The 23,018-nt window shown below is 66.6% G+C and carries 25 protein-coding genes; 9 read left to right on the forward strand and 16 right to left on the reverse strand.

Annotation, left to right across the window (positions count from 1 at the left end; all coding sequences use genetic code 11):
- Window positions 1–25 precede the first annotated feature (25 nt).
- From EQ874_RS01390 to EQ874_RS01405, 4 genes are all read right to left on the reverse strand, one after another.
- Complete coding sequence (locus EQ874_RS01390) at window positions 26–2,104, reverse strand: PhoX family phosphatase (RefSeq protein ID WP_129975117.1); 2,079 nt, start codon at window positions 2,102–2,104, stop codon at window positions 26–28.
- A gap of 129 nt (window positions 2,105–2,233) precedes the next feature.
- On the reverse strand, window positions 2,234–3,463 hold the full coding sequence (locus EQ874_RS01395; protein ID WP_129975119.1) for an alpha/beta fold hydrolase: 1,230 nt from the start codon (window positions 3,461–3,463) through the stop codon (window positions 2,234–2,236).
- A gap of 60 nt (window positions 3,464–3,523) precedes the next feature.
- The gene (locus EQ874_RS01400) at window positions 3,524–4,318 is read right to left on the reverse strand and encodes an LLM class F420-dependent oxidoreductase (RefSeq protein ID WP_064062510.1); all 795 of its coding nucleotides are present in this window, start codon (window positions 4,316–4,318) and stop codon (window positions 3,524–3,526) included.
- A gap of 10 nt (window positions 4,319–4,328) precedes the next feature.
- On the reverse strand, window positions 4,329–4,955 hold the full coding sequence (locus EQ874_RS01405; protein ID WP_064062312.1) for a TetR family transcriptional regulator: 627 nt from the start codon (window positions 4,953–4,955) through the stop codon (window positions 4,329–4,331).
- Between the two features lie 102 nt (window positions 4,956–5,057).
- On the opposite strand from EQ874_RS01405, the gene EQ874_RS01410 reads away from it, so the two are divergent.
- Window positions 5,058–6,227, forward strand: coding sequence for an acyl-CoA dehydrogenase family protein (locus tag EQ874_RS01410; RefSeq protein ID WP_016931785.1), 1,170 nt, complete (start codon window positions 5,058–5,060; stop codon window positions 6,225–6,227).
- A gap of 10 nt (window positions 6,228–6,237) precedes the next feature.
- Complete coding sequence (locus EQ874_RS01415) at window positions 6,238–7,374, forward strand: acyl-CoA dehydrogenase family protein (protein ID WP_129975120.1); 1,137 nt, start codon at window positions 6,238–6,240, stop codon at window positions 7,372–7,374.
- Window positions 7,375–7,384: 10 nt separating this feature from the next.
- On the opposite strand, the gene EQ874_RS01420 is transcribed toward EQ874_RS01415, so the two are convergent.
- The 12 genes from EQ874_RS01420 to EQ874_RS01475 all read right to left on the reverse strand — a co-directional run bounded on the left by EQ874_RS01420 (window position 7,385) and on the right by EQ874_RS01475 (window position 14,479).
- Window positions 7,385–7,678, reverse strand: a complete 294-nt coding sequence (locus EQ874_RS01420; protein ID WP_016931787.1) for a gas vesicle protein K — start codon at window positions 7,676–7,678, stop codon at window positions 7,385–7,387.
- Window positions 7,675–7,902 carry a gas vesicle protein gene (locus EQ874_RS01425; protein WP_064062314.1) on the reverse strand — a complete coding sequence of 76 codons (228 nt, stop codon included), beginning with the start codon at window positions 7,900–7,902 and terminating at the stop codon, window positions 7,675–7,677. Before EQ874_RS01425 ends, EQ874_RS01420 begins: the two co-directional genes overlap by 4 nt.
- Window positions 7,899–8,687, reverse strand: a complete 789-nt coding sequence (locus tag EQ874_RS01430) for a GvpL/GvpF family gas vesicle protein (RefSeq protein WP_129975122.1) — start codon at window positions 8,685–8,687, stop codon at window positions 7,899–7,901. Before EQ874_RS01430 ends, EQ874_RS01425 begins: the two co-directional genes overlap by 4 nt.
- A complete protein-coding gene (gene gvpJ / locus EQ874_RS01435; protein ID WP_064062316.1) occupies window positions 8,680–9,066 on the reverse strand; it encodes a gas vesicle protein GvpJ in 387 nt (128 codons plus the stop codon). The genes EQ874_RS01430 and gvpJ (EQ874_RS01435) overlap by 8 nt, the downstream gene beginning before the upstream one ends.
- Entirely contained in the window at window positions 9,063–9,359 is a 297-nt protein-coding gene (gvpO, locus tag EQ874_RS01440; RefSeq protein WP_016931791.1) for a gas vesicle protein GvpO, read from the reverse strand. The genes gvpJ (EQ874_RS01435) and gvpO overlap by 4 nt, the downstream gene beginning before the upstream one ends.
- 4 nt (window positions 9,360–9,363) lie before the next feature.
- Window positions 9,364–9,618: a gas vesicle protein GvpG gene (locus EQ874_RS01445; RefSeq protein ID WP_016931792.1), complete on the reverse strand. Its 255-nt coding sequence runs from the start codon at window positions 9,616–9,618 to the stop codon at window positions 9,364–9,366.
- Window positions 9,619–9,621: 3 nt separating this feature from the next.
- A complete protein-coding gene (locus EQ874_RS01450) occupies window positions 9,622–10,434 on the reverse strand; it encodes a GvpL/GvpF family gas vesicle protein (RefSeq protein ID WP_129975124.1) in 813 nt (270 codons plus the stop codon).
- Window positions 10,434–10,847: a gas vesicle protein GvpJ gene (gene gvpJ / locus EQ874_RS01455; protein WP_172506068.1), complete on the reverse strand. Its 414-nt coding sequence runs from the start codon at window positions 10,845–10,847 to the stop codon at window positions 10,434–10,436. The genes EQ874_RS01450 and gvpJ (EQ874_RS01455) overlap by 1 nt, the downstream gene beginning before the upstream one ends.
- Window positions 10,844–12,172, reverse strand: coding sequence for an SRPBCC family protein (locus tag EQ874_RS01460; RefSeq protein ID WP_129975126.1), 1,329 nt, complete (start codon window positions 12,170–12,172; stop codon window positions 10,844–10,846). Before EQ874_RS01460 ends, gvpJ (EQ874_RS01455) begins: the two co-directional genes overlap by 4 nt.
- A gap of 5 nt (window positions 12,173–12,177) precedes the next feature.
- Window positions 12,178–12,849, reverse strand: a complete 672-nt coding sequence (locus EQ874_RS01465; RefSeq protein WP_129975128.1) for a hypothetical protein — start codon at window positions 12,847–12,849, stop codon at window positions 12,178–12,180.
- Window positions 12,850–13,145: 296 nt separating this feature from the next.
- A complete protein-coding gene (locus EQ874_RS01470; protein WP_064062321.1) occupies window positions 13,146–13,673 on the reverse strand; it encodes a TIGR04338 family metallohydrolase in 528 nt (175 codons plus the stop codon).
- Window positions 13,670–14,479 carry a DUF2786 domain-containing protein gene (locus EQ874_RS01475; RefSeq protein WP_064062511.1) on the reverse strand — a complete coding sequence of 270 codons (810 nt, stop codon included), beginning with the start codon at window positions 14,477–14,479 and terminating at the stop codon, window positions 13,670–13,672. Before EQ874_RS01475 ends, EQ874_RS01470 begins: the two co-directional genes overlap by 4 nt.
- A gap of 98 nt (window positions 14,480–14,577) precedes the next feature.
- On the opposite strand from EQ874_RS01475, the gene EQ874_RS01480 reads away from it, so the two are divergent.
- The 7 genes from EQ874_RS01480 to EQ874_RS01510 all read left to right on the forward strand — a co-directional run bounded on the left by EQ874_RS01480 (window position 14,578) and on the right by EQ874_RS01510 (window position 23,016).
- On the forward strand, window positions 14,578–16,029 hold the full coding sequence (locus EQ874_RS01480; protein WP_064062322.1) for an alanine/glycine:cation symporter family protein: 1,452 nt from the start codon (window positions 14,578–14,580) through the stop codon (window positions 16,027–16,029).
- A gap of 47 nt (window positions 16,030–16,076) precedes the next feature.
- Complete coding sequence (ugpC, locus tag EQ874_RS01485; protein WP_064062323.1) at window positions 16,077–17,150, forward strand: sn-glycerol-3-phosphate ABC transporter ATP-binding protein UgpC; 1,074 nt, start codon at window positions 16,077–16,079, stop codon at window positions 17,148–17,150.
- A 156-nt stretch (window positions 17,151–17,306) separates the two neighbouring features.
- Window positions 17,307–18,590: an ABC transporter substrate-binding protein gene (locus EQ874_RS01490; RefSeq protein ID WP_064062324.1), complete on the forward strand. Its 1,284-nt coding sequence runs from the start codon at window positions 17,307–17,309 to the stop codon at window positions 18,588–18,590.
- 18 nt (window positions 18,591–18,608) lie between these two features.
- Complete coding sequence (locus tag EQ874_RS01495; protein ID WP_064062325.1) at window positions 18,609–19,682, forward strand: sugar ABC transporter permease; 1,074 nt, start codon at window positions 18,609–18,611, stop codon at window positions 19,680–19,682.
- A 62-nt stretch (window positions 19,683–19,744) separates the two neighbouring features.
- Window positions 19,745–20,578 carry a carbohydrate ABC transporter permease gene (locus EQ874_RS01500; RefSeq protein ID WP_064062512.1) on the forward strand — a complete coding sequence of 278 codons (834 nt, stop codon included), beginning with the start codon at window positions 19,745–19,747 and terminating at the stop codon, window positions 20,576–20,578.
- Window positions 20,575–20,766, forward strand: a complete 192-nt coding sequence (locus tag EQ874_RS01505) for a hypothetical protein (RefSeq protein WP_016931804.1) — start codon at window positions 20,575–20,577, stop codon at window positions 20,764–20,766. The genes EQ874_RS01500 and EQ874_RS01505 overlap by 4 nt, the downstream gene beginning before the upstream one ends.
- A 123-nt stretch (window positions 20,767–20,889) precedes the next feature.
- Window positions 20,890–23,016 carry a transglycosylase domain-containing protein gene (locus EQ874_RS01510; RefSeq protein ID WP_129975130.1) on the forward strand — a complete coding sequence of 709 codons (2,127 nt, stop codon included), beginning with the start codon at window positions 20,890–20,892 and terminating at the stop codon, window positions 23,014–23,016.
- Window positions 23,017–23,018 lie beyond the last annotated feature (2 nt).

Consider the following 23,018-nt stretch of genomic DNA (forward strand, 5'->3'; position numbering starts at 1 on the left):
CCACCGAAACCACGCACGAGGGGCATCAGACTCCGATCCGGCCGCCGTCCGACTTCCACGCCGCGACCACGGAAGGACGCGGCTGGGAGTCGCCTCCGTCGGGCCAGTGCGAAGCCGGCGACGCCCACGACGCGTCGTCGGTCTCCCCGGGATGCTGGACGCACACCACGACACGGCCGTCCTGCACGATCGGACCGCACGTCTCCGCGCCGATCGGCACGGTGAGGAACTGCTTCGTCTCCCCGCGGCGCGGTCCGTCGAGGACGACGCTGAACAACCCGTCGTTGGAGCCGAGTGCGTTGCCGTCCGTGGAGATCCACAGGTTGCCGTACGAATCGAAGGCCAGGTTGTCCGGGCACGAGATCGGGCTGACCTGCGACTTGTCGAAACCGCCGAAGTAGGTGTCGGCCTCGTTCGGATCGCCGCACACGAGCAGCAGGGTCCAGGTGAAGGACGTACCCGCGTGGTCGTCGTCGATCTCGAGAACCTGACCGTTCTTGTTGTTCTCGCGCGGATTCGCCTCGTCCGCCGGCGCCGCTCCGTCGACACCGCGCTTGGTGTTGTTGGTGAGCGCGACGTAGACCTTGCCGGTGACCGGGTTCGGTTCGAAGTCCTCGGGACGATCCATCTTCGTCGCGCCCACCTTGTCGCCCGCGAGTCGCGTGAACACCGCGACCTCCTCGGCGCTCATGCCGTCGACCAGCGACTCGGCGCTGCCGTCCTCGTTCGTGCGCAGCAACGCGATCCACTCGCCCTTACCGCGGAACTCGCCGCCGCTCGGCAGAGTTCCGGATCCGTCGATCGCGTCCGGATGGTCGCCGCTGAGCTTCGCGACGTACAGTATTCCCGCGTCGAGCAGGGTCATGTTGTGCCGCATGGCAGCCCGGGATCTTCCGGGTTGGATCCTCCGCGACGACACGAACTTGTACATGTAGTCGAAGCGTTCGTCGTCGCCGCTGTAGGAGACGACGGTGCCGTCACCGGTGACGTGAACGGTGGCCGCTTCGTGCTTGAACCGTCCGAGGGCGGTGTGCTTGACGGGTACCGAGTTCGCATCCCACGGGTCGATCTCGACGATCCATCCGAACCGGTTGACCTCGTTGGGTTCTGCTGCGATGTCGAAGCGGGGGTCGAAACGTTCCCACTTCCGTTCGGTCTCCGTGCCTTCGAGTCCGTACCGGGCGAGACGTTCGGCGGCGACCGGGTCCGTCACGCTCTCGGCGTTGGCGAAGTACTGATCGAAATTCTCCTCGCCGGACAGCACGGTGCCCCAGGGCGTGAGACCACCGGCGCAGTTGTTGAACGTCCCGGCGACCCGCGTGCCGGTCGGGTCGGCGGAGGTCTTCAGCAGGTCGCTGCCCGCGGCCGGTCCCGTGAGGAGAAATGGTGTGGTTCCGGTGATTCGACGGTTGTACTCACCGAATTCCGGTGTCAGACGACCGGTCCCTGGCTCACCCTTCACTTGGACCACCGACAGTCCGTGACCCGCGATGCCGATGCGTACCTGTTCCTCGGTGGGGGAATCCGCGTCGTAGTCGGCGAACATGAAGGGCTCGGTGGTGTATTCGTGATTGACGACGAGCAGATGGGTGTCGGGCCTGCCGTCCACCGGCAGCAGACCGGCGAAGTCGTTGTTGAACCCGAACTGCTTCTCCTGAGCGGCGGCCGTCTGACTGCCGATGTCGAAGGCCGGAGCGTCGGGCAACACCGGGTCGCCCCAGCGGATGACGACCTCCTGCTCGTAGCCGTCCGGAACCGTCACCGCGTCATCGGTGTTCGGGGCCACGGCGGTGAAGTTCGTGCCGTCCGGCACCGGACCGAGATCATCCGCGCCCGCTGCGTCGCTGCCGGCAGCCGCGGCGGAATCGTCCGCGCAGGCCGTCAGTACACCACCGGCACCGACGGCGAGCACCGCCATGGCACCACCCCGCAGCACCCCGCGACGCGAGACGGCGGCTCGAACGATGTCGCCGAAGTACTCACCGCGCGAGGTGTTGGGAACTGCGTGCGAACAGGCGTCCCCGCACTTGTACTTGCAGGTGATGTTCGAGCGCGACGATATGCCGTCGTGCGTGACGAACAGGGGCAGGATCCTACGGGCCACGACTATCTCCTCGGAATCGGTTCGACGCGGGAACCGTAGGAGCATCAGGCGAGTCGGACGGAACGAGAAGGTGAACACCCGATGAGCATTCGGCTGCCGTGAGACGGCAATCACAGAAGGGGAGCGAACTCAGCCCGGGGCGATGCGGTCCAGGTCCATGATCGGCCGTACGCCGGGACGTTCGCCGTCGAAGAACTCGTCCGGTGGTTGCTCGTCCTCGTCCTGCATCTCGCCGGGTCTCGCGTCGACGAACGGCACCACCCGGTCGGCGATCGCGTCGTTGTACGAGTCGGGTGCCCGGATGGGATCGGCGTGCCCGGTGCGGTCGAGTTTCGACACCAGAAGGGTGCCGTCGATACCACCCGACTGGTCGACGAGAATCCGGTGACTGTACTCGACGTCCACGACAGTGTCGGCCGATGCATTCCGTGGTCGGAGGAACACCACGGCGGGCCGGATCTTGTCGCCGCGCTCGTCGGCCAGTGCCTTCAGGTTGTCCACCGCGCCGGACGCGACGATCGCCCGGAACTGCGACTCGATCAACCCGTTGCTCGCCGCGTCCGTCGAGAGGATCTTGTCGTGCAGCACCTCGGTCGCGGCCTTCCTCAATTCCTCGGTGTCGATCCGGCGGTACCGCCGCTCGGAAGGAACGACGAAGCGATCCTTCCGGGCGACGATCTCGACGAGCATCCGCATGCTGCGGCTCTCCCGCGCACCCGGCAACCAGCCGATCCAGCGCAGCAGATCCTCACCGGCATCGCGTGCGCCGGCCCGGACGGCGTGCAGGTCCAGCGGCGTGCAGTCCAGGATCACACCGGTCACCTCCAGCGAGGTGTCCTGGTACAGATGCTGGGCGACCTCGAGCGCGATGATCCCGCCCATGCTGTGCCCCGTGAGCACGATGTTCTCTATGCCGGTCCACGCCGCACGCTCCTGGATCAGGCGGCTGACGACGGCGGTGTCGAGACCACTGTTGTCGTACTCGACCGCCCACACCTGTCCGAGTTCGCTCAGTGCGGGCAGCGCCGTGGCGGTGTCGGTCGCGTCGAGGTTGCCGAGACCCACGAGATCGACCACGGCCGTGTCGCGATCCTCCCGTGCCGCCGCGTCGTATATCGGATGCAGCTGAGGTCGGGTGAGGGCGAGCCGCTCACGGACCGGCGCGACGTCCCACGCCCAGTACTGGGTGAACAGGGCGACGAGTGGGAGCGCCGCGACGGCCGTGCGTGCGAGAGCTCGCCGGAGCCGGCCGAACCGGACCCAGTGATGTCCGGTGCGAGTGTCGCGGAGACGGCGCCGCCGGCGACTGTCGTCCCAGTCGTCGGCGGTACAGGGCGGAAGCCATGGTGCGTTCGACATGCACCACCGATGCTACCGACGCACGGTGCTCGGCTCAGGGCCCGTCGGTACGGGCCGGGATCAGCTGAGCCCTGTCAGCGGCGGTGCGGAGTTCTCGTCGCGCCATGCGATCGCTTCCCGCAATTCGTCGAGGTCGTAGTCGGGACCGCCGACACCCACGGTGAACTGGGTGATACCGAGATCGACATAGGACGGTGCGGCCTCGGCGCCGGGCCACGAGGTGGACCGTTCGATCTCCTCGGGACGACGACCGGCGTCGGCGCAGCGCTGCGCGAGGATCTCGGACTTCTCGGCGTGCGTCTCCATCTCGCCGAAGCTGTGCCAGATGTCGGCGTACTTCGCGACCATCGGCAGTGTCTTCTTCGGGCCGCCGCCACCGATCAGGATGGGAATGTGCCGGGTGGGCTGTGGGTTCAGCTTGCCGAGGCGGTTCACGATGCGGGGCATGTACTCGGCGAGCAGGTCGAGGCGGGAACCCTTGGTGCCGAATTCGTAGCCGTACTCGTCGTAGTCCTTCTCGAACCAGCCCGAGCCGATGCCGAGGATGAGACGGCCGCCGCTGATGTGGTCGACGGTGCGGGCCATGTCGGCGAGCAGGTCGGGGTTGCGGTAGCCGCCTCCGGTGACCAGGGCGCCGATCTCCACGCGTTCGGTCTGCTCGGCCCAGGCGCCGAGCATCGTCCAACATTCGAAGTGGGCGCCGTCGGGGTCGCCGTAGAGCGGGTAGAAGTGGTCCCAGTTGAACACGATGTCGACGCCGGCGTCCTCGGCGCGGAGCACGGTGTCGCGGATGACGCCGTAGTCGGGTTGCTGCTGGGGCTGAAGTTGGAGTCCGATGCGAATGGGGCGCGTCATGGAGTCCACGTTAGGGCAACATCTCGTATCGTCGCCCGAGTTCTCGCAGGAAGGACTCGAGAACGAGGTCGAAGCTCTCGGCGTCGATCTCGGCTGCGTACTCGCGGAGCCGATGCGCCTGTGACAGATGCGGATACCGCTCGTTGTAGGTGTCGATGTGATCGTCGAACCCCCCCGCGAACGACGTGATCGCGGAGCCGATGACGATGTACTTGATCGAGGCGCCGATCATCGTCGCGAACCGTGGTGGCCAGCCGGCGCGCGTGAGACCGCCGTGGATGGCGTCGGACGCCTGGAGGGAGACGGGCCGGGTGCCGGGGCTCGCGGCGAGGAAGGGAACCATGTTCGGGTGCGCGGCGAGCGCGTCCCGGTAGGTACGGGCCCACCGGCGTAGCGCTTCCTGCCAGTCGTCCCCGGCGAACGCGCTGACGTCGACCGATTCGCCGATGGCATCGGCGATGTCGTCGAGCAGCTGTTCCTTGGTGGAGTAGTGGCTGTAGAGCGACGGGGCGCGCACACCGAGTTCGGTGGCGATCCGGCGCATCGACACGGCGTCGAGGCCGTGTTCGTCCACGAGTCGCAGCGTGACGTCGCGGATGAGTTCACGGCTGAGCAGAGGCGTGCGGGGGCGCGCCATCCGTGGTCCTCCTTACGGGCAGGCCTGGACGAACTAACGATGTAAGGTTAGTTTGGAATCGCGAGAAGCGCTACGGCGCCGGCATCCCTGGAAGGTCTCTCCATGAACCTGAAGCTCACCGAGGAGGAGCGCGCGTTCCGCGACGAGCTGCGCACCTTCTTCACCACCGAGATCCCCGCCGACGTGCGCGCGAAGACCGCGTCCGGCACCCCGCTGGGCAAGGACGACTTCGTTGCCGTCCAGCGCATCCTGCATTCGCGGGGCCTCGCCGTTCCCAACTGGCCCGTCGAATGGGGTGGCCAGGACTGGACGCCGATGCAGCGCAATATCTGGCTCAGCGAGCTGCAACTCGCCTCGGTGCCCGATCCGCTGCCGTTCAACGCGTCGATGATCGGCCCGGTCATCGCCCAGTTCGGTTCGCAGGAGATGAAGGAACGCTTCCTTCCCGCCACCGCGAACCTCGACATCTGGTGGTGCCAAGGCTTCTCCGAGCCCGAGGCCGGCTCCGATCTCGCCTCCCTCAAGACCCGCGCCGTCCGCGACGGTGACGACTACATCGTCAACGGGCAGAAGACGTGGACGACGCTCGCCCAGCACGCCGACTGGATCTTCTGCCTCGTGCGCACCGATCCGAACGCGAAGAAGCAGGCCGGTATCTCGATGCTGCTCTTCCCGATGGACACCCCCGGTGTCACCCGTCGCCCGATCAAGTTGATCGACGGAAGCTACGAGGTCAACGAGGTCTTCTTCGAAGACGTGCGGGTTCCCGCAGAGAACCTCGTCGGCGAGGAGAACACCGGCTGGACACAGGCGAAGTTCCTGCTCGGCAACGAGCGCACCGGCATCGCCCGCGTCGGCGCCACCAAGGTGAAGCTCGCCCGTGCGAAGTCCCTCGCGGCCGAGACCCGCCTCGGGGGCGGATCACTGCTCGACGATCCGATCTTCGCGGCACGTCTGGCCGAACTCGAGAACGAACTGCTGGCTCTCGAGCTCACCCAGCTGCGCGTCGTCGCCGGGTCGGCCGACGGCAAGCCCAACCCGGCGTCGTCGCTGCTCAAGATGCGCGGTTCCGAGCTGCAGCAGGCCGCGACCGAGCTGCTCGTCGACATCGCCGGCCCCGATTCGCTACCCGCCGGTGAAGCCGATATCGACTCGCCCGACTGGGCCCGGCTCACGACGCCGACCTACCTCAACAACCGCAAGGTCACCATCTACGGTGGATCGAACGAGGTCCAGCGTTCGATCATCGCTTCCTCGATTCTCGGACTGTGAGGCCCCGGACATGAATTTCGAACTCGACACCGAACAGGACATGCTTCGCGCGACCGTCCGCGACCTGCTCTCGGGCGCGTACGACGTCGAGTCGCGCAACCGGGTGGCCGAGAGCGACCTGGGATGGAACCGCGACGTGTGGAAGCAGCTCGCCGAACTCGGCGTGCTCGGTCTGCCCTTCGCCGAGGAACACGGCGGTATGGGGGCCGGACCGGTGGAGGTCATGGCCGTCATGACCGAGATCGGTCGTGCCCTCGCGCCGGAGCCCGTGCTCGACTGCGTCTACCTGCCCGGCCGCCTCGTCGCCGAGATCGGCAGCGACGCGCAGCGCTCGGATATCGTTCCGCGACTGTCCGAGGGCACCGCGCTGCTGGCGTTCGCACACGACGAACCGGGCAACCGCTGGCCGCACACCGAGGTGGCCACCACCGCAGCGCGCGACGGCGACTCCTGGACGTTGTCCGGACGTAAGAACCCTGTGCTGCACGGTGATTGCGCCGACACGCTGATCGTCTCCGCGAAGCTCCCCGAAGGCGGCATCGGCCTGTTCGTCGTCGACGCCGGAGCCGACGGTCTCACCCGTACGCCCTACCGCACCCACGACGGGCGTCGCGGCGCGCAGGTCGTGCTCGAGAATGTCGCGGCCACCCCGCTCGGTGAGGCGGTCGACGCGTCGGCAGCGATCACCGCAGCTCAGGTGCACGCGCAGGCGGCGCTGTGCGCCGAGGTGGTCGGAGCTCTCGACTCCTCGGTGCAGCTGACGACGGGTTACCTGAAGCAGCGCAAGCAGTTCGGTGTGCCGCTGTCGATGTTCCAAGCGCTCACCCACCGCGCCGCCGACATGTACGTGCTGTACGAGCTGGCGTCGAGCATGAGCCTGTACGCGACGATGGCACTCGCCGACGGCATCGTCGATCCGGCGATCGCGTCGCGTGCCAAGCTGCAGGTCGGCCGGTCCGCACGCAAGATCGGTCAGGAGGCGGTACAGATGCACGGTGGCATCGGTGTCACGGCCGAGCACTCCATCGGTCACTACCTCAGCCGCCTGACCGCGATCGAGCACACCCTCGGCACCATGGACGATCACCTGCGGGTGCTCGTCGGCGGCCTGAAGGACTACGAGCTCGTGGAGATCGCCGGAATGTGACCGCTCGGGCTCACTCCCGGGGCAGCAGTGTCCCCAGCGGACCGAGATCGATGTTGAGATCCTCGGGGGTGAGCCCGAAATGGTCGCGCAGTTCCGCCATGCGCTGTTCGAGCAACATCAGAGTCGTTCCGAGACGTTCGATCTGTTCGTCGCTGAGGTCGCCTGCGTCCACGCGGTGCAGTGCCTGACGTTCCATGAGTTGCCGGAGCAATTCGACGAGTGTGAGCACCAGCGTCACCAGGCCCCGCTCCACGGATTCGGGGTCGGCGTCGATGCGGGAGGGGATGTGTGCGGACTCGCTCACGTGCCCTCCCGCGCTCCACGCGGAACGGGGGCATCGATCCCCGGTACGGACAGCGTGCTGATCGACGAGATGAGCGCACGCAGCGAGATCCGCACCAGATCGATCTCCGCGATCGAGAGGGTGATGTCGCCGGTGATGACCACACCTCCGGACAGCACCCGATCCAGCAGATCGATCAGGGCGATCCGCCGCTCCTCGTCCACCGACCCGTCGGCGTACCTCATGGTGATATCCGTTCTGCTCCCGCGAACGAATAGGGCGGCCACGGTCCACTCGTCTCGAGGCGGATCCCCGGGAATTGCGATCCGAGTTCTTCCACTTCGGAACGGAATTCGTCCGTCCGGTCGTCGTCGACGAGATACGTGCCGTTGAGCACCATCCATTCGTGGCTTCCGCTCAGTGCCGGATCGGTCGGCGCGCCCCGGCGACCCGCCGCCGACGTGCGCAACAATCGGTCGTGGATCTCGTTCGCGCGTGCCGCCGCGTCGCGTTCGACGTTCTCCTGTGCTGCGAGTTGCGCGCGACGACGGAGCAGATAGGCCGTGCCGCTTCCGGAATCTGCTTCGCCCGAGTCGGATTCGGCGACGGCTGCGGTCAGCGTCTTCCGGTCCGCGAACGCCTTGACACCCCACTCGGTGCGTCCCGCGACGAGGGTCAGCGCCGACGAGAACTGCTCCTCGTGTTCGGTCAGGAGCGCACGGACCCGAGCGTCGTCGAGGCAGACGGTCGCGAGCCGGAGCGGTACGACCGATACGTGCCGCGCCAGGCCGGCGACAACCGAATCATGGGCACGCGCCACCCTTTCCAGCCAGTCCAGGTCCTCGAGATTGCGTGCCAGCGCGGCCTCGCCGAAATCGTCCAGAGGTACCGTTCCGACCACGGCGGTCAATCCCCCCTCGTGCACCGCACGGACATGTTCTCCGGCCACACCGGAGGCGGCCTCGGTCTCGTCACCGGCGAGCGCCCCGTCGGTCACGGCGTACATCCACACACCGGTCGTCTCAGTCACGGTCCTCCTCGTCCACGATCTCCGCCGGTTCCGCTTCCGTGGCCGCCTCGAGTGCGGCCAACCGCTCGCGCAGTTGCCTGTTCTCCAGCTCGAGTTCCGCCCGGCCCGAATCGACCTCGGGTGTACGCGGCTTGCTCGTCAACCACGGATCGCTCTCCCACCAGTCGATTCCGACGGCCTTGGCCGTCTCGAGCGAGGCGATGACGAGGCGGAGTTTGATGGTGAGGAGTTCGATGTCGAGCAGATTCACCTGGATGTCGCCGGCGATCACCAGTCCCTTGTCGAGGACCCGTTCGAGGATGTCGCCGAGATTGGTCGATCGTCCGCCGCCCCCGTAGGGTTGCGGCGACGACGTGCCGCCTCCACCCACGACCGTCATGTCCCGGCCCTCGCTCCGATATCGCTGCTTCCGCGTCCGTAGCGCCGGGTCCGCCGATACGCGAGCAGACCCCCGTCCAGATCGATCTCCACCTCGTAGAGCGCGAGCATGTCGGCCGACGACGGTATCCGCCTGTCCTCGACGACTTCCACCTCGACGACCCATCCGTCCTCGGTGGGTTCGATCGAGGTGACGCCCTGAGCTTCCTTCGAGGTCAGCTCCTTCAGGTGGGTGAGGGCCGCCGATGCGGCCTCGGCCGCCGAGATCGCGGGCGGGCCGGTATCTCTTGCCACGGGATCACCCCTCTCCCTCGCCGGGAGCGGAACCACCGCGGGAGATCATCCGGTTGAGCACGGCCTGTTGCGCCTCGTCCTTCTCCTCGGGAGTCAGTTCACCGGCCTCCGCCGCCTCCTCGATCTGCTCGAGCTCGCGTCGTACGTTGGCCGGATCGTGCAGTTGCTGCTCGACCTGCTCCTGGATGATCTCTCCGAGCCACATCACGCCCTTCACCGGAGCGAGAGGCAACGTGAACAGGGAGGACAACAGTCCCATGCGTCAACCCTCCTCCCCCGGATCGGATTTCGCCACGAAGTCGTAGGCCGCCATCGGGCCGAGCAAGGAGATGTCGACCCGGTCCTCCCATTCCTGGCCCAGCTCGCGGAGAATCTGCTCGAGTTCGTCCTGCCGCTCGAGCTCGACGAGGATGGCGATGTGCACGGCATCCTGCTCGTGGGTGGGTTGCCGCTCGTTGACCATCGGATCGAGGGAGGACAGAGCCTCGACCGTGCGCCGCGTGTCCTCGTTCCGTTTGGCTTCGATCGTCGCGTTGATGATCTCTCCGAGCGCCATCCGGGCCTCACGGGTCGCGTCCTCGGACTGTCCTCTGATCTGCTCCCGCAATTGTGCTGCGTCGGAGTTCTCTTCGAGAATCTCCTGCAGGATGGCCCTCTCGTCGTATCGTCCCTTCACGACGAACTGGGCGAGACCCTCGAGTTGCTCCAGCGCCGAGGCGAGTTCGTCCTCGTGCCCCTCGAGCAACTCCTCGGCCACCGCGTCGCGGTCGGTGAGAACAGCGCCGAACCGGAGAGGCAGGACCGGTGCGACGGCCACGGTCCCGTCGAGCAGTGCGGCATGTGCCTTGAGATCGTCCGGTGTGCCCAGTGCCCGGTCGGTCGGGATCTCGCTCACCAGAGCGGCGATACCTCCGGAGCGGACGACGGAGATCTGCGCGGGTGGGTTACCCACGCCCTCCGCATGATCTTCCGGTTCCACATCGGACGGCACGATTCCGTACACGTATACTGCAGTGGTCGTGGCGGTTTCGTCATTGTCACCCTGACCGGATCGTTCGGTCTGTTCGGTGGACATCAATCATCACCCCTGCGTGATCGTCGAGCAGGCTGCCGTTGTTCCTGCACGTCCCCGAGAAACTCGCTGACCTTCTCCCCAGCGGCCTCGAGAGCTCCTTTCGTCTTGTGCTTGGATCCACCGGAGGTGATGTCGCCGACCAGATCCGGAAGACCTTTCGGTTCGTTGTCGGAGATCTCCAGCCGGTTGACCGCTTCCGCGAACCGCAGATAGGTGTCGACGCTGGCGACGACGACGCGGGCGTCGATGGTGAGCAGTTCGATACCGACGAGTGAGACTCGCACGAATGCGTCGATGACGAGTCCCTTGTCCAGGATCGTATCGATGACGTCGGCGAGGCCGGACGAGTTGGGGCGGGCCATGCCGCCCCCACCGCCACCGCCGCCACCGCCCCCTGCAGGTTGGATGGTCATGAGCGGGATCCTCTCGAGCGTGCCGAACGCGTGCCGGTGGACTTCGCCGCCCGGGTTCGTTTCGCGGGGGCACGTTTCCGAGGCGGTTCGGGTTCGTCCTCTTCTTCGTCTTCCTCTTCGCCGGACTCTTCGTCGGGTTCCTCGTCCTCCTCATCCGGATACTCGTCCTCGAGGTCCTCCTCCTCGTCCCGGAGGTCCTCGTCGTCCGGCGACTCCTCGCCCTCTTCCTCGTCTTCACCTTCGCCTTCGTCGAAATCTTCGTCCTCGTCGCGGATCTCGTCCTCGTCGCCGGACGTGTCGGCGTCTTCTTCGTCACCTGTTCCGGCGGAGTCCTCCTCGGTCTCCTCGCCGGTGTCCTCCTCCTGTTCCCGTTCCTCTTCCTCTCTGCGCGCCGTCTCGTCGTCCTTGACGACTTCGCTGTCGCGGATCTCTCCGTGCCAGCCCATGATGTCGTCGGGATGCAGTACGGCTTCGGTCATGACGTGGCGCCGGAAGTGCTTCAGTTCCAGGCGGGACCGGCGACCCACTGCCCGCCACAGGTTCGCGGTGCGCTCGAACAGGCCCCGGGGGTGATATTCGAGGACCAGGAGGATCCGGGTGAGATCCGGTGTGAGTTCGTGGAAGGTCACCGCGCCGTCGATGTAACCCTTTCCGCCCGTGGAGCGCCACACGATCCGTTCGAACGGCACCTGTTCGAGGATCGTGGACTCCCAGTTCCGGCGCGACCAGAAGACCTTGCCGGTCCAGTGAAGTTTCTCGTCCTCGACCTGTTCGACCTGTTCGACCTTCTTCATGAACTTCGGCCAGTCGGCGAACTGGGTCCACAGATCGTAGGCAAGGTCGATCGGCACTCCTACGTCGATGCTCTCGACGATGTTGGTGAGCTTGATCTTCTTGTTGCCACCACCGCCGCCCTTGCCCCCGCCGGTGACGGCCTCCTTGACGTCCTGGAACTTGTCCTTCGCGGTGTTCTTCAGGTTCTCGAACCCCGAGCTCGCCGCCGCCTTCAACGGCGACTCGCCCTGAGCGAGCTTGTCGACACCGGTCAGCGCGCTGGCCAGATTTCCGCCCTTGCCCTCGGAGTAATCCTGTAATCGTCCCGCCGTGCCGGTGACTCTGTCCGACAGGCTCGACAACGCATTCTGCGCGACGGTTCCCGCGAGGCCCTGCAACGATTGCTGCAGACCACCGGTCAGTCCGCCCGTGGCCTTCCCCGCCGTATCCGTGGCGGTGCGGCCGGCCTTACCGGCGGTATCGGTCGCGGTCTTCCCGGCCTTGCCCACCGCGTCGGTGACTCCACTCGATACATCACTCGATCCGGCCATCGCTCTCACCGCTTCGTTCGACGTACGGGCGCACGACCGGAGGACGACGCACTGCTACGCGCTGCGCGCTTGCGCGGCTTGGGAGATGCCTCTTCCGAATCGTCCGAGTCGTCGCTGTCGGATGTCTTCTTGCTGCGGGAAGCCCGCGGACGGGACGTGGCGCGGGCGGCGCGGCGCCGGGGTGCGGGGCGCTCGGGTTCCGGTTCCTCGTCGTCGCCCGAATCCTCCTCGTCGGCACCCTCTTCGTCCGTCTCGTCGTAATCCGGTTCCTCGTCGCGAGTCCTGCTGCCGCGACTCCTGCCGCCGCGACTTTCTTCCCCCTCGCGTGATTCGTCGTATTCGTCTTCGTATTCCGCGTCCTCGGGCTCTTCGTCCGCTCCGCCCCCGGCCCGCGCCTGCAGACGCTCGTTGAGGGCATCGATGCGGTGGCTGGCCGCGGTCACGGCTGCGGCACGCGCCGCGTGCATGAGTTCTCCGCGAACGGATTCGGTGATCTTGCTGACCTCGGGAGACGAACCGAGCATCGAGGCGCTTCGCTGCAGGAGTTCCTGCGGGTTGCTGGGCAGTTTGCCGGTGACTCCGGCACCGGCGAGCATCATGGCCAACCGCATCTTCTTGGTTCGGCCCAGGAAATATCCGATGCCCACACCGAGGGCGACTCGTGCTCCGGGTTTCATCACCGTTCTCCTTCATCTGCCGCGCGTCGTGTAGGCGTGCTCGGAAGGTGGCCGGAAGGTCTCGGTACGGTACGCAGCCGACGCGTGTATTTATGTGATGCAAACCACAGTACGTCACTCGGGACCGTGATTCGCATGCTTCGCCGCCCTGCGGATCCGGGCAGATGACGAGAGTCGGTAGAGTACCAATCAGTATGTTCTACAGCAGGATACGAGTGTTGCTACATATTCGGTCCGCGCAGCGCGCTGTTCCCAAAGAACAGTTCTCGTACCGGCAATGCATTCGGAAAACGGATCTATCGCCCCGGCCCGGCCGGAGCGGTGATCCCCGTGGCCTGCAACGCGAATGCCGCTTCCGGGCCGATGATCTCGCCGACGAGGACGAGGAACCGGTCGACGAAAGCGGGACCATGGGCACCCTCGGTGGCGTCGTCCGGATTCTGTGGATCGAGATGGTGCGCGAGTTCGTGGAGCACCACCATCTCCCGGAACGCCCATGCGGTGTTCGCGCGGTGCTCGGGAAGGGCGATCGTCGCGCAGTCGCGTTCGTAGTGCGCGGCCGCGTTGCCGGCCCGGGCCCGCACGCGCACGGGCACGGCGGCGCGTTCCCACCGCATGATCACCCAGTCGAGGCCGAGCACGGCATCGATGTAGTCCTGGACGGAGGCGATGGAGGCGAATCGTCTCTCGACCGGAAGCGTGACGTGGGAACCGGCGACCTCGACCGTTCTCAGACCTCGTTCGTCGGCGCGGTCGAGCATCTTCCGTACGATCGACTCCGCTTCGTACACAGCGGTTCTGCGGGTGTCGCGCACCTTGGTCACCGTTCCAGCCTCCTCGGAGCCGACGGCAGTTCGGGTGCCGTTCCCAGTCGTGCCGCCCGGCCGGCGCGATCGCCCGCGCGCTGGGCGTCGGCCGAGCGCGCCGACGGCGCCCGGTTGCCCCGCCAACTGCCCCGCGCCTGCGACGTACTGCTGTAGAAGTCCTGGAGTTCCAGATTCTTCCCACGCAACACCAACGCCGTGCCCGGCGCGGATGTTTCCGCCTCGCGTTCGATCTGCTGCTTCGCCTCGGCCAGCCTGGCGCCGATCCGGGCGGCGAACGCCGACTGGAAGTTCAGTCGGGCCGTGACCGGGGCAACGGGTTTGCGTACGCGTGTGCGCACACGCCGGTCGCCGCGTTCCTCCACGACGGTACGCACCGTGGTCTCGGCCCGGTATGTGCCCTCACGCAGATACGCATCGGACGCCCGGACCATCTGCACCAGCAGGGAGGAGTACAGGGCCTCGCAGACGTCGATGTCGTCGGCGAAGCCGTAGGCGTAGATGACGGTGGAGTTCGCGGTGATGTCGCACTGCACGTCGTTGGCCGCGGCGATCGCGATGAACAACTGTGCGTAGGTACGCAGTCCCTTCTTGCCCGTCTCACCGATGGTGATCAGTCGCTGGACGGGGGCGGCACGGCGTTCCTTCGCCGCGGTGTGGCTGCGCGCGACCGCCAGATCGATCGAGGCGGACGTCGCGAGTCGCTGCGCTGCGGCGAGGAAGGCGTCGGCCTCGTGAGGGTTGTCGGTGGACTCCGCCTGGCGGAGCAACCCGCCGATACGACTCAACATCTTGTCCGAACTCACCCCGCGAGCGTAGAACGCGACACCGACTCCACCCACGAGAGCGAGAACACGTCCCGAAATTCCTGCAGAACCGCCTACTACCCAGCAAGATCGTGCAGATGGACACTGCGGTCGATTTCGTCACCGATATCAACGACACCTTCTGGTACGCGGTGATCGCGTTGCTCGTCGGCTCCGGCCTGTACTACACCGTGCGCTCGCGATTCATCCAGATCCGGCTCGTGCCGGACATGCTGCGTTCCGTGGTCGAGAAACCGACGACGATGCCCGACGGCACGAAGGGGATCTCGCCCTTCCGGGCGTTCTCGGTATCCGCGGCCTCGCGTGTGGGCACCGGCAACGTGGCAGGTGTCGCGATCGCGATCAGCCTCGGCGGACCGGGCGCGGTGTTCTGGATGTGGGTGATGGCATCGATCGGCGCGGCCACCGCATTCCTCGAGTCCACCCTCGCCCAGTTGTACAAGGTGCGCGACAAGGATTCCTTCCGCGGCGGACCCGCCTACTACATGCAGTACGGACTCGGAAAACGGTGGATGGGCATGATCTTCGCGGTGATCATCACGATCACCTACGGCTTCGTGTTCAACGCGGTGCAGACCAATTCCATCGTCGACGCGGTCTCGAGTTCCGTGGGCGAGAAGTCCACGGGGTTGCAGGTGGGTGTGGGCCTCGTCGTCGCCGTCCTCGTGGCCGTGGTGATCTTCGGCGGAATCCGCCGCATCTCCGGAGTGTCGCAGGTGCTGGTGCCGATCCTGGCGATCGCCTATCTCGTGATCGGCGTCATCGTCGTGATCCTCAACATCGGTGAGGTTCCCGCGATGTTCCGGTTGATCGTCGAGAACGCGTTCGGCCTCGAGGAGATCGTCGGTGGAGGCTTCGCCGCAGCCTTCATGAACGGCATCCGCCGCGGGTTGTTCTCCAACGAGGCGGGCATGGGGTCGGCGCCGAACGCCGGTGCCACCGCGGCAGTTTCGCATCCGGTGAAGCAGGGTCTGGTTCAGAGCCTCGGTGTCTACTTCGACACCCTGCTGGTGTGTTCGATCACGGCCTTCATCATCCTGTTGTCCGAGCCCGAGTTCGGCAGCGGCCTCGAAGGCGCGGCCCTGACGCAGAATGCGCTCGCCCTGCAACTCGGCGACTGGACGGTCCACTTCCTGGCGGTGCTGATCTTCTTCCTCGCGTTCACCTCCGTGATCGGCAACTACTACTACAGCGAATCGAACATGGAGTTCCTCACCGGTTCGCGCCGAATCCTCCCCTACCTGCGGGCGGCGGTCGTGGTGTGCGTGTTCCTCGGAGCCGTCGGCTCCCTCCCCCTCGTGTGGGCGCTGGCCGACCTCGCCATGGGAATCATGGCCACGGTGAACCTCATCGCGTTGATCCCGCTGTCGGGTATCGCCTACGCGTTGTTCCACCATTACTCCGCGCAGCGCAAGCAGGGACGCGACCCGGTCTTCCACGCGGGCGACGTACCGGGGGTGCGTGGAATCCAGGTGTGGACGGACGAGGACCTCGCGCCGGTCGACCGTGATGCGGACAGGACACGGTAGATTCCCCTACCGCACGAGCGTGTTCCGCTTCGGAAAGGATCTGCGAAATGGCGTCGGTGACCTTCGACAAGGCCACATGCCTGTTCCCCGGCTCGAGTACGCCCGCGGTCGACGCGCTCGACCTCGAGATCGAGGACGGTGAGTTCCTCGTCCTGGTCGGGCCGTCGGGCTGCGGCAAGTCGACCTCGCTGCGCATGCTCGCCGGCCTCGAGGAGGTGCACAGCGGGCGCATCCTCATCGGCGACGACGACGTCACCGGGCAGGATCCGAAGGAACGCGACATCGCGATGGTGTTCCAGAACTACGCGCTGTACCCGCACATGTCGGTCGCCGAGAACATGGGCTTCGCGCTCAAGCTCGCCAAGACACCCAAGAACGAGATCCGCGAGCGGGTCGTCGAGGTCGCGAAGATGCTCGACCTCGAACAGTTCCTCGACCGCAAGCCCAAGGCGCTGTCCGGTGGTCAGCGTCAGCGTGTGGCGATGGGACGTGCCATCGTCCGTCAGCCACAGGTCTTCCTCATGGACGAGCCGTTGTCGAACCTCGACGCCAAGCTCCGCGTCCAGACCCGCACGCAGATCGCGCAGCTGCAGCGACGGCTCGCCACCACCACCGTCTACGTCACCCACGACCAGGTCGAGGCCATGACGATGGGCGACCGCGTCGCGGTGCTCGAGAAGGGCATCCTGCAGCAGTGCGCGTCGCCGCGCGTGCTCTACAACAGGCCCGCGAACGTCTTCGTCGCCGGCTTCATGGGCTCGCCCGCCATGAACCTCTTCCGCCTCCCCGTGTTCGACCGCGGCGCGTTGCTCGGCGACACGCACGTCCCGATCCCACGCGACGTGGTCGGCCAGGTCACCGAGAAGGAGGTCGTGCTCGGCATCCGCCCCGAACACCTCGAGATCTCGAACGACGGCCTGGCCATGGACGTCGATGTGGTCGAGGAACTCGGATCCGAGGCGTACGTCTACGGCCGGGCCGACGTCGGCGGCATCGTGCAGCAGATCGTCGCGCGCAGCGACTGGCGCAACCCTCCGCAGAAGGGCGACCGGCTGTACCTGCGCTTCGACCCCGAGCACGTGCACGTCTTCGGAACGTCGGACGGGAAGCGAATCGGCTGACCCCCGCTCCGGAATCGGGCCGCGGAGTCGACACTCGACCGATTCAGGATGGGCGGAATGCCGACTTTTACCGGTGGTGCGTGCCACAGTAGTGGCCGGTGTCGGTGCACCTGGTCACCGACGTGTGTTCTTCGACCTCGAAATGGGGAGTTGTTGATGGTTCTGAATACGAAGGCGATGCGGAGGGCTGCGATCGCCGCAACGGCCGCGACCGCGCTCGTTCTCGCGGGTTGCTCGTCGGACAGCGGGGGCGACGACACCTCGACCGGCGGTGAGGGCACCGCTGCTTCCGGTGAGGGCCGCGGCCCCATCACGATCGTCGAGGGGCAGGATCCCCTGAACACGGCGCTCGAGAGCATCATCGCCGACTGGAACGCCGAGCATCCCGACGAGCAGGTGACGTTCAAGCCGCTCGCCAAGGAGGCCAACGACCAGTACGCCGATATCGCCCAGCGGATGCAGGCCAAGAGCGACGAGTACGACCTCATCGCCGTCGATGTCACCAACACGGCGGAGTTCGCCGCGAACGGCTGGCTGCTTCCCCTCGAGGGCGACCTGGCGATCGACACCGAGGGCGTGCTGCCCGCGACCGTCGAGTCGGGTACCTACAACGGCACCCTCTACGCCGCCCCGAAGAACACCAACGGCGCGTTCCTGTACTACCGCACCGATCTCGTCGACAAGGCGCCCGCGACCTGGGACGACCTGAAGGCCGAGTGCCCGAAGGCGGAGGAGGCGGGCATCGCCTGCTACATCGGTCAGTTCAAGAACTACGAGGGCCTGACGGTCAACGTCACCGAGATCGTCAATGCCTTCGGCGGCTCCTTCGTCTCCGAGGACGGCCTGACCCCGGCCGTCGACGACAAGACGGCCGAAGGCCTGCAGTTCCTCGTGGACAATTTCGAGGACGGCATCATCCCGGCCGCCGCCCAGACCTACACCGAGGGTGAGTCGCAGACCGCCTTCGGCAACGGTGAGGCGCTGTTCCTGCGCACGTGGCCGGGCTTCTACACCGACGGCGAGACGTCGTCGGTCGCCGGCAAGTACGGCATCGCCGTCCTGCCCGGCGTCGACGGTCCCGGCGTCTCGACGCTCGGCGGGTACAACGTCGGCATCAGCGCATTCTCGGATGCTCCCGCCACCGCGCGCGACTTCCTCGAGTTCATGCAGACCCGCCAGTCGCAGATGCACTACGCGGAGGCGGGCGGCGCACCGGTTCTCGCCGAGGTCTACGACGACGCGTCGATCCTCGAGCAGTACCCCTACTTCTCGACGTTGAAGGAAGCCCTCGAGGCCGCGAAGCCGCGTCCGGCGTCGCCGTACTACTCGGCCGTGTCGAAGGCGATCGCCGACAACGCCTACGCTGCGATCCGTGGCGAGAAGACCGTCCAGCAGGCGCTGGACGACACCGAGGCCGGCATCGAGACCGCCGGCAACTGATGCTCCAGGAGCAAGTACATGGCTGACCCGCAGGTCGATAATCCCGCGGATCCGTCACACGCCTCCGCGGTCGGGACCGTGTCCGGTCCCGACCGCGGACGTGTCGGCGGACGTCACCGCGTGCCCGCGCCTCCCGCCGCGGAGGTGAAGACGCGGCGCAAGGTCCCGGTATGGATGTTCGTCGCACCGTCGATGCTCGTCCTGGCCGTGATCATCCTGTATCCGCTCGGTCGAGCGATGTGGATGTCGCTGCAGGGTGACGCGAAGCGGCTCGATCCCGAGACCGGGCGGTTCGTCACCGGAGGCTTCGTCGGGATCGAGAACTACACGCGCTGGATCACCCAGACCTGCGGTACCGCCACCGGTTCGATCCCCTGCCCTCCGGGCACCCTCGGCTCGCAGTTCTGGCAGTCGATCTTCAACACTTTCTTCTTCACCGTCGTCACGGTCTCGCTCGAGACGGTGATCGGTTTCGCCATGGCGGTCGTGATGGCCAAGTCGTTCCGGGGTCGCGGTCTGCTGCGTGCCTCGGTGCTCGTGCCGTGGGCGATCCCCACCGCCGTCACCGCCAAGCTGTGGTTCTTCATCTTCGCCAACGACGGTGCCGCCAACAAGCTGCTCGGCACCGACTACCTGTGGACCGCCGATCCGTGGCCCGCCCGGGTCGCGATCATCGTCGCCGACGTGTGGAAGACGGCGCCGTTCATGGCGCTGCTCATCCTCGCCGGACTGCAGATGATCCCGCAGGACGTCTACGAGGCGGCGAAGGTCGACGGCGCGAACGCCTGGCAGCGGTTCAAGATGATCACCCTGCCGCTGGTGAAGCCCGCCCTCATGGTGGCGATCCTGTTCCGCACCATGGATGCGCTGCGCATGTACGACCTGCCCGCGATCATGATGGGTTCGAATCCCGCGACGTCGACGATCTCGGTGCTCGTCGTCGACCAGATGCGTCAGGGTGCGAACTCCGCGTCCGCCCTGTCCACGATCACCTTCCTGCTCATCTTCGCCGTCGCCTTCGTGCTGGTGCGGTTCCTCGGCGCCAACGCGGTGAGCACGCAGGAGAAGCAGCGTAAGGGGGAAGTCGTATGACCGTCACCACCACCGAGGCACCCCGCACCGAGCCGGATCCGGTGCAGGTCCGCAAGGTGCCGATGAAGCGCCGATTGAGCACGGTCGGCACCTATGCGGGCGTCGCGCTGATCGTCGTGTGGGGTCTGGCCCCCTGCTACTGGATGGTCGTCACGGCTCTGCGCGACCCGTCGGAGACGTTCAGCACGACCCTGTGGCCGTCGAACCCGACGCTGCAGAACTTCGCCGACGCACTCGACCCCGACGCCAAGGTCAACTTCTCGCGGGCGCTGCTCAACAGCGTCATCATCGCCGGTGCCACCACGGCGGTCGCGCTGCTGCTGGGCGTGTTCACCGCCTACGCACTGTCGCGCTTCGACTTCCGCGGCAAGTACTTCGTCACCGGCATCATCCTCGGCGCGTCGATGTTCCCCGTCGTCGCGCTCGTGACGCCGCTGTTCCAGTTGTTCACCGACATCGGCTGGATCGGCAAGTACCAGGCGCTGATCATCCCGAACATCTCGTTCGTGCTGCCGCTGACCATCTACACGCTCACCTCGTTCTTCTCGGAACTGCCGTGGGAACTCGAGGAGGCCGCCCGCATGGACGGTGCGACGCGGGGGCAGGCGTTCCGTCTGGTCATGCTGCCGCTCGCCGCCCCCGCCCTGTTCACCACAGCGATCCTCGCCTTCATCGCGACCGTCAACGAGTATCTGCTGATGTCGCAGCTGTCGAACGAGAGCACGGCCCCGGTGACGGTCGCGATGGCACGATTCACCGGCACCGATCCGTACGTCACCCCGTATGCATCGATCATGGCCGGTGGCACCCTCGTCATGGTGCCGCTCGTGGTGATGGTGCTGATCTTCCAGCGGCGCATCATCTCGGGCCTGACCGCGGGTGGCGTCAAGTCGTGAGGAAGGTTCCGCGCCGGAACCGACTCGAGATGCTGCTCGGCCTCCTCACGGTGTTCACGGCGATGGCCGTGATCGCCGCAGTCGCCGAGCTGACGTCGCCGCAACCCGGTGTCGTGCCGTCTCTCGTGCTGCTCGCATTCGTCGTGATGTGGGGGCTCGCGTTCCGCGCGTGGCGCCGATCGGGATGACCACGCACGTGGCGTGAGAAGCACCGGAACGGTGGTCCGGAGGTGTCCCTCGGTCGTTTCCGTACCATACGGTGGGCGGGAGTCCCTCCCGCTCGGATGTCCGGTACGGAGAAGGTGGAACGAGTGACGAGCCCCAAGAGGTCTACCTCCTCGCGTGCCGCTGCGGCCGCAGCGAAGAAGAGCAGGGGACACATCGTCCGCTACGCCGTACTCGTCGCGTTCGTTCTCGCCGTGCTCGTACCGCTCGGCGTCTTCGCCACCGCGTACTACTCGGCGGACGTGCCGACCCCGTCGGACATGAAGACGAACCAGCTCGCGCGGGTCTACGCGGCCGACGACGCCACCGAGATCACCCGGGTGGTCCCGCCGGAGGGCAACCGTCTCGAGGTCGGGATCGCGCAGATCCCCGAGCACGTCCGCAACGCCGTGCTGTCGGCGGAGGACCGCAACTTCTACAGCAACCCCGGCTTCTCGATCACCGGTTTCGCTCGTGCGGCCCGCGACAACGTCATGGGCAAGGACACCGCCGGTGGTGGTTCCACGATCACCCAGCAGTACGTCAAGAACGTGCTCGTCGGCGCCGACCGCACGCTCGAACGCAAGATGCGCGAACTCGTCATCTCCACCAAGATGGCGCGGCAGTGGTCGAAGGACGAGATCCTCGAGGCGTACCTCAACACCATCTACTTCGGCCGGGGTGCCTACGGCATCGGCGCGGCGTCCCAGGCGTACTTCGGCAAGCCCGTCGAGGAGCTGTCGGTCTCCGAGGGTGCCGTCCTGGCCGGGGTGATCCGGACACCGTCCTCGCTCGATCCCGAGTACAACCTGCCGGCGATCGAAGAGCGCTGGAACTACGTGCTCGACGGCATGGTCGACATGGACGTCCTCGACCCGTCGGAGAGGTCGGCCCAGGTGTTCCCCCCGACGGTGCCGTCGAACACCCTCGTGCTGGCCACGGAGGCGACGGGGCCGGAAGGCCACATCCGCACGCAGGTGTTGCGCGAGCTGTCCGCGGCGGGGATCAGTGAACAGACCCTCAACACCGAGGGTCTGCGGATCACCACCACGATCGACCCGAGGGCACAGCAGGCGGCGATCGACTCCGCCCGGTCCACGCTGTCGGGGGAACCCGGGGAATTGCGCACCGCGGTGGTCTCGGTGGACCCCCGCTCGGGGGCCGTGCGCGCCTACTACGGCGGTGAGGACGGCGCCGGCTTCGACTTCGCGCAGGCGCCCGTCCAGACCGGGTCGGCGTTCAAGGTGTTCGGCCTGCTCGCCGCGCTCGACGACGGGATCGGCCTGAACGCGCGCTTCGACAGCTCGCCGCTGACGGTCGGCACTGTCCGCATCGGCAACGTCGAAGGCGAGTCGTGCGGGCGGTGCACGATCGCCGAGGCGCTCAAGCGGTCGCTGAACACGAGCTTCTACCGGCTCATGATGTCCATGTCGAACGGTCCCCAGAAGATCGCCGACGCCGCGCACGCCGCAGGAATCCCCCTGACGATCCCCGGCGTCGAGGGGCAGACGCTGAGCGAGAACGGCGGTTCCCCGGAGGGCGGCATCGTTCTCGGTCAGTACCAGGCGCGGGTGATCGACATGGCGTCGGCCTACGCGACGATCGCCGCGTCCGGTGTCTTCCACGAGCCGTACTTCGTGCAGAAGGTCGTGACGGCCGACGGGGTCGTGCTCCTCGATCGACCGGCGTCACCCGGCGAGCAGCGCCTCGACGCCGCGGTCGCCGACAACACGACCCAGGCCATGATGCCGATCGCCGCGTATTCGCGCGGGCACGCGCTCGCCGGTGGCCGGCCGTCGGCGGCGAAGACCGGTACCACGCAGCTCGGCGACACCGGCCTGAACAAGGATGCCTGGATGGTCGGGTACACCCCGTCGCTGTCGACGGCCGTGTGGATGGGCACACCCGACGCCGGGCCGATCACCAACAGCTGGGGTGGGTCGATCTACGGCTCCGGTCTGCCCTCGGACATCTGGAAGGGAACGATGGACGGCGCCCTCGAGGGCACGCCGGTCGAGAGCTTCCCGTGGCCGGCGCCCATCGGTGGACAGGCGGGTGTCCCCAAGGACGCCGGTATCGAGACCAACACCCCCCCGCCGCCGACCTTCAGGCTGCCGGACCTGTCGAACCTGCCGCCGATCACGATTCCCGCACCGCCGGTCGATCTCCCCGTTCCGGTGCCCTCGCAGATCGAGGTGTTCCCCGGCGTCACGATCCAGATCCCCGGCTTGTAGAC

It is taken from the genome of Rhodococcus sp. Q1, assembly GCF_004153645.1.
GTDB lineage: Bacteria > Actinomycetota > Actinomycetes > Mycobacteriales > Mycobacteriaceae > Rhodococcus > Rhodococcus gordoniae.

Coding starts and splice junctions, on each gene's coding strand:
- EQ874_RS01395 (WP_129975119.1), bottom strand. CDS start 3,463: ATGTCGAACGCACCATGGCTTCCGCCCTGTACCGCCGACGACTGGGAC.
- EQ874_RS01400 (WP_064062510.1), bottom strand. CDS start 4,318: ATGACGCGCCCCATTCGCATCGGACTCCAACTTCAGCCCCAGCAGCAA.
- EQ874_RS01405 (WP_064062312.1), bottom strand. CDS start 4,955: ATGGCGCGCCCCCGCACGCCTCTGCTCAGCCGTGAACTCATCCGCGAC.
- EQ874_RS01410 (WP_016931785.1), top strand. CDS start 5,058: ATGAACCTGAAGCTCACCGAGGAGGAGCGCGCGTTCCGCGACGAGCTG.
- EQ874_RS01415 (WP_129975120.1), top strand. CDS start 6,238: ATGAATTTCGAACTCGACACCGAACAGGACATGCTTCGCGCGACCGTC.
- EQ874_RS01425 (WP_064062314.1), bottom strand. CDS start 7,902: ATGAGGTACGCCGACGGGTCGGTGGACGAGGAGCGGCGGATCGCCCTG.
- gvpJ (WP_064062316.1), bottom strand. CDS start 9,066: ATGACGGTCGTGGGTGGAGGCGGCACGTCGTCGCCGCAACCCTACGGG.
- EQ874_RS01445 (WP_016931792.1), bottom strand. CDS start 9,618: ATGGGACTGTTGTCCTCCCTGTTCACGTTGCCTCTCGCTCCGGTGAAG.
- EQ874_RS01450 (WP_129975124.1), bottom strand. CDS start 10,434: ATGTCCACCGAACAGACCGAACGATCCGGTCAGGGTGACAATGACGAA.
- gvpJ (WP_172506068.1), bottom strand. CDS start 10,847: ATGACCATCCAACCTGCAGGGGGCGGTGGCGGCGGTGGCGGTGGGGGC.
- EQ874_RS01460 (WP_129975126.1), bottom strand. CDS start 12,172: ATGGCCGGATCGAGTGATGTATCGAGTGGAGTCACCGACGCGGTGGGC.
- EQ874_RS01465 (WP_129975128.1), bottom strand. CDS start 12,849: ATGAAACCCGGAGCACGAGTCGCCCTCGGTGTGGGCATCGGATATTTC.
- EQ874_RS01480 (WP_064062322.1), top strand. CDS start 14,578: ATGGACACTGCGGTCGATTTCGTCACCGATATCAACGACACCTTCTGG.
- ugpC (WP_064062323.1), top strand. CDS start 16,077: ATGGCGTCGGTGACCTTCGACAAGGCCACATGCCTGTTCCCCGGCTCG.
- EQ874_RS01490 (WP_064062324.1), top strand. CDS start 17,307: ATGGTTCTGAATACGAAGGCGATGCGGAGGGCTGCGATCGCCGCAACG.
- EQ874_RS01495 (WP_064062325.1), top strand. CDS start 18,609: ATGGCTGACCCGCAGGTCGATAATCCCGCGGATCCGTCACACGCCTCC.
- EQ874_RS01500 (WP_064062512.1), top strand. CDS start 19,745: ATGAAGCGCCGATTGAGCACGGTCGGCACCTATGCGGGCGTCGCGCTG.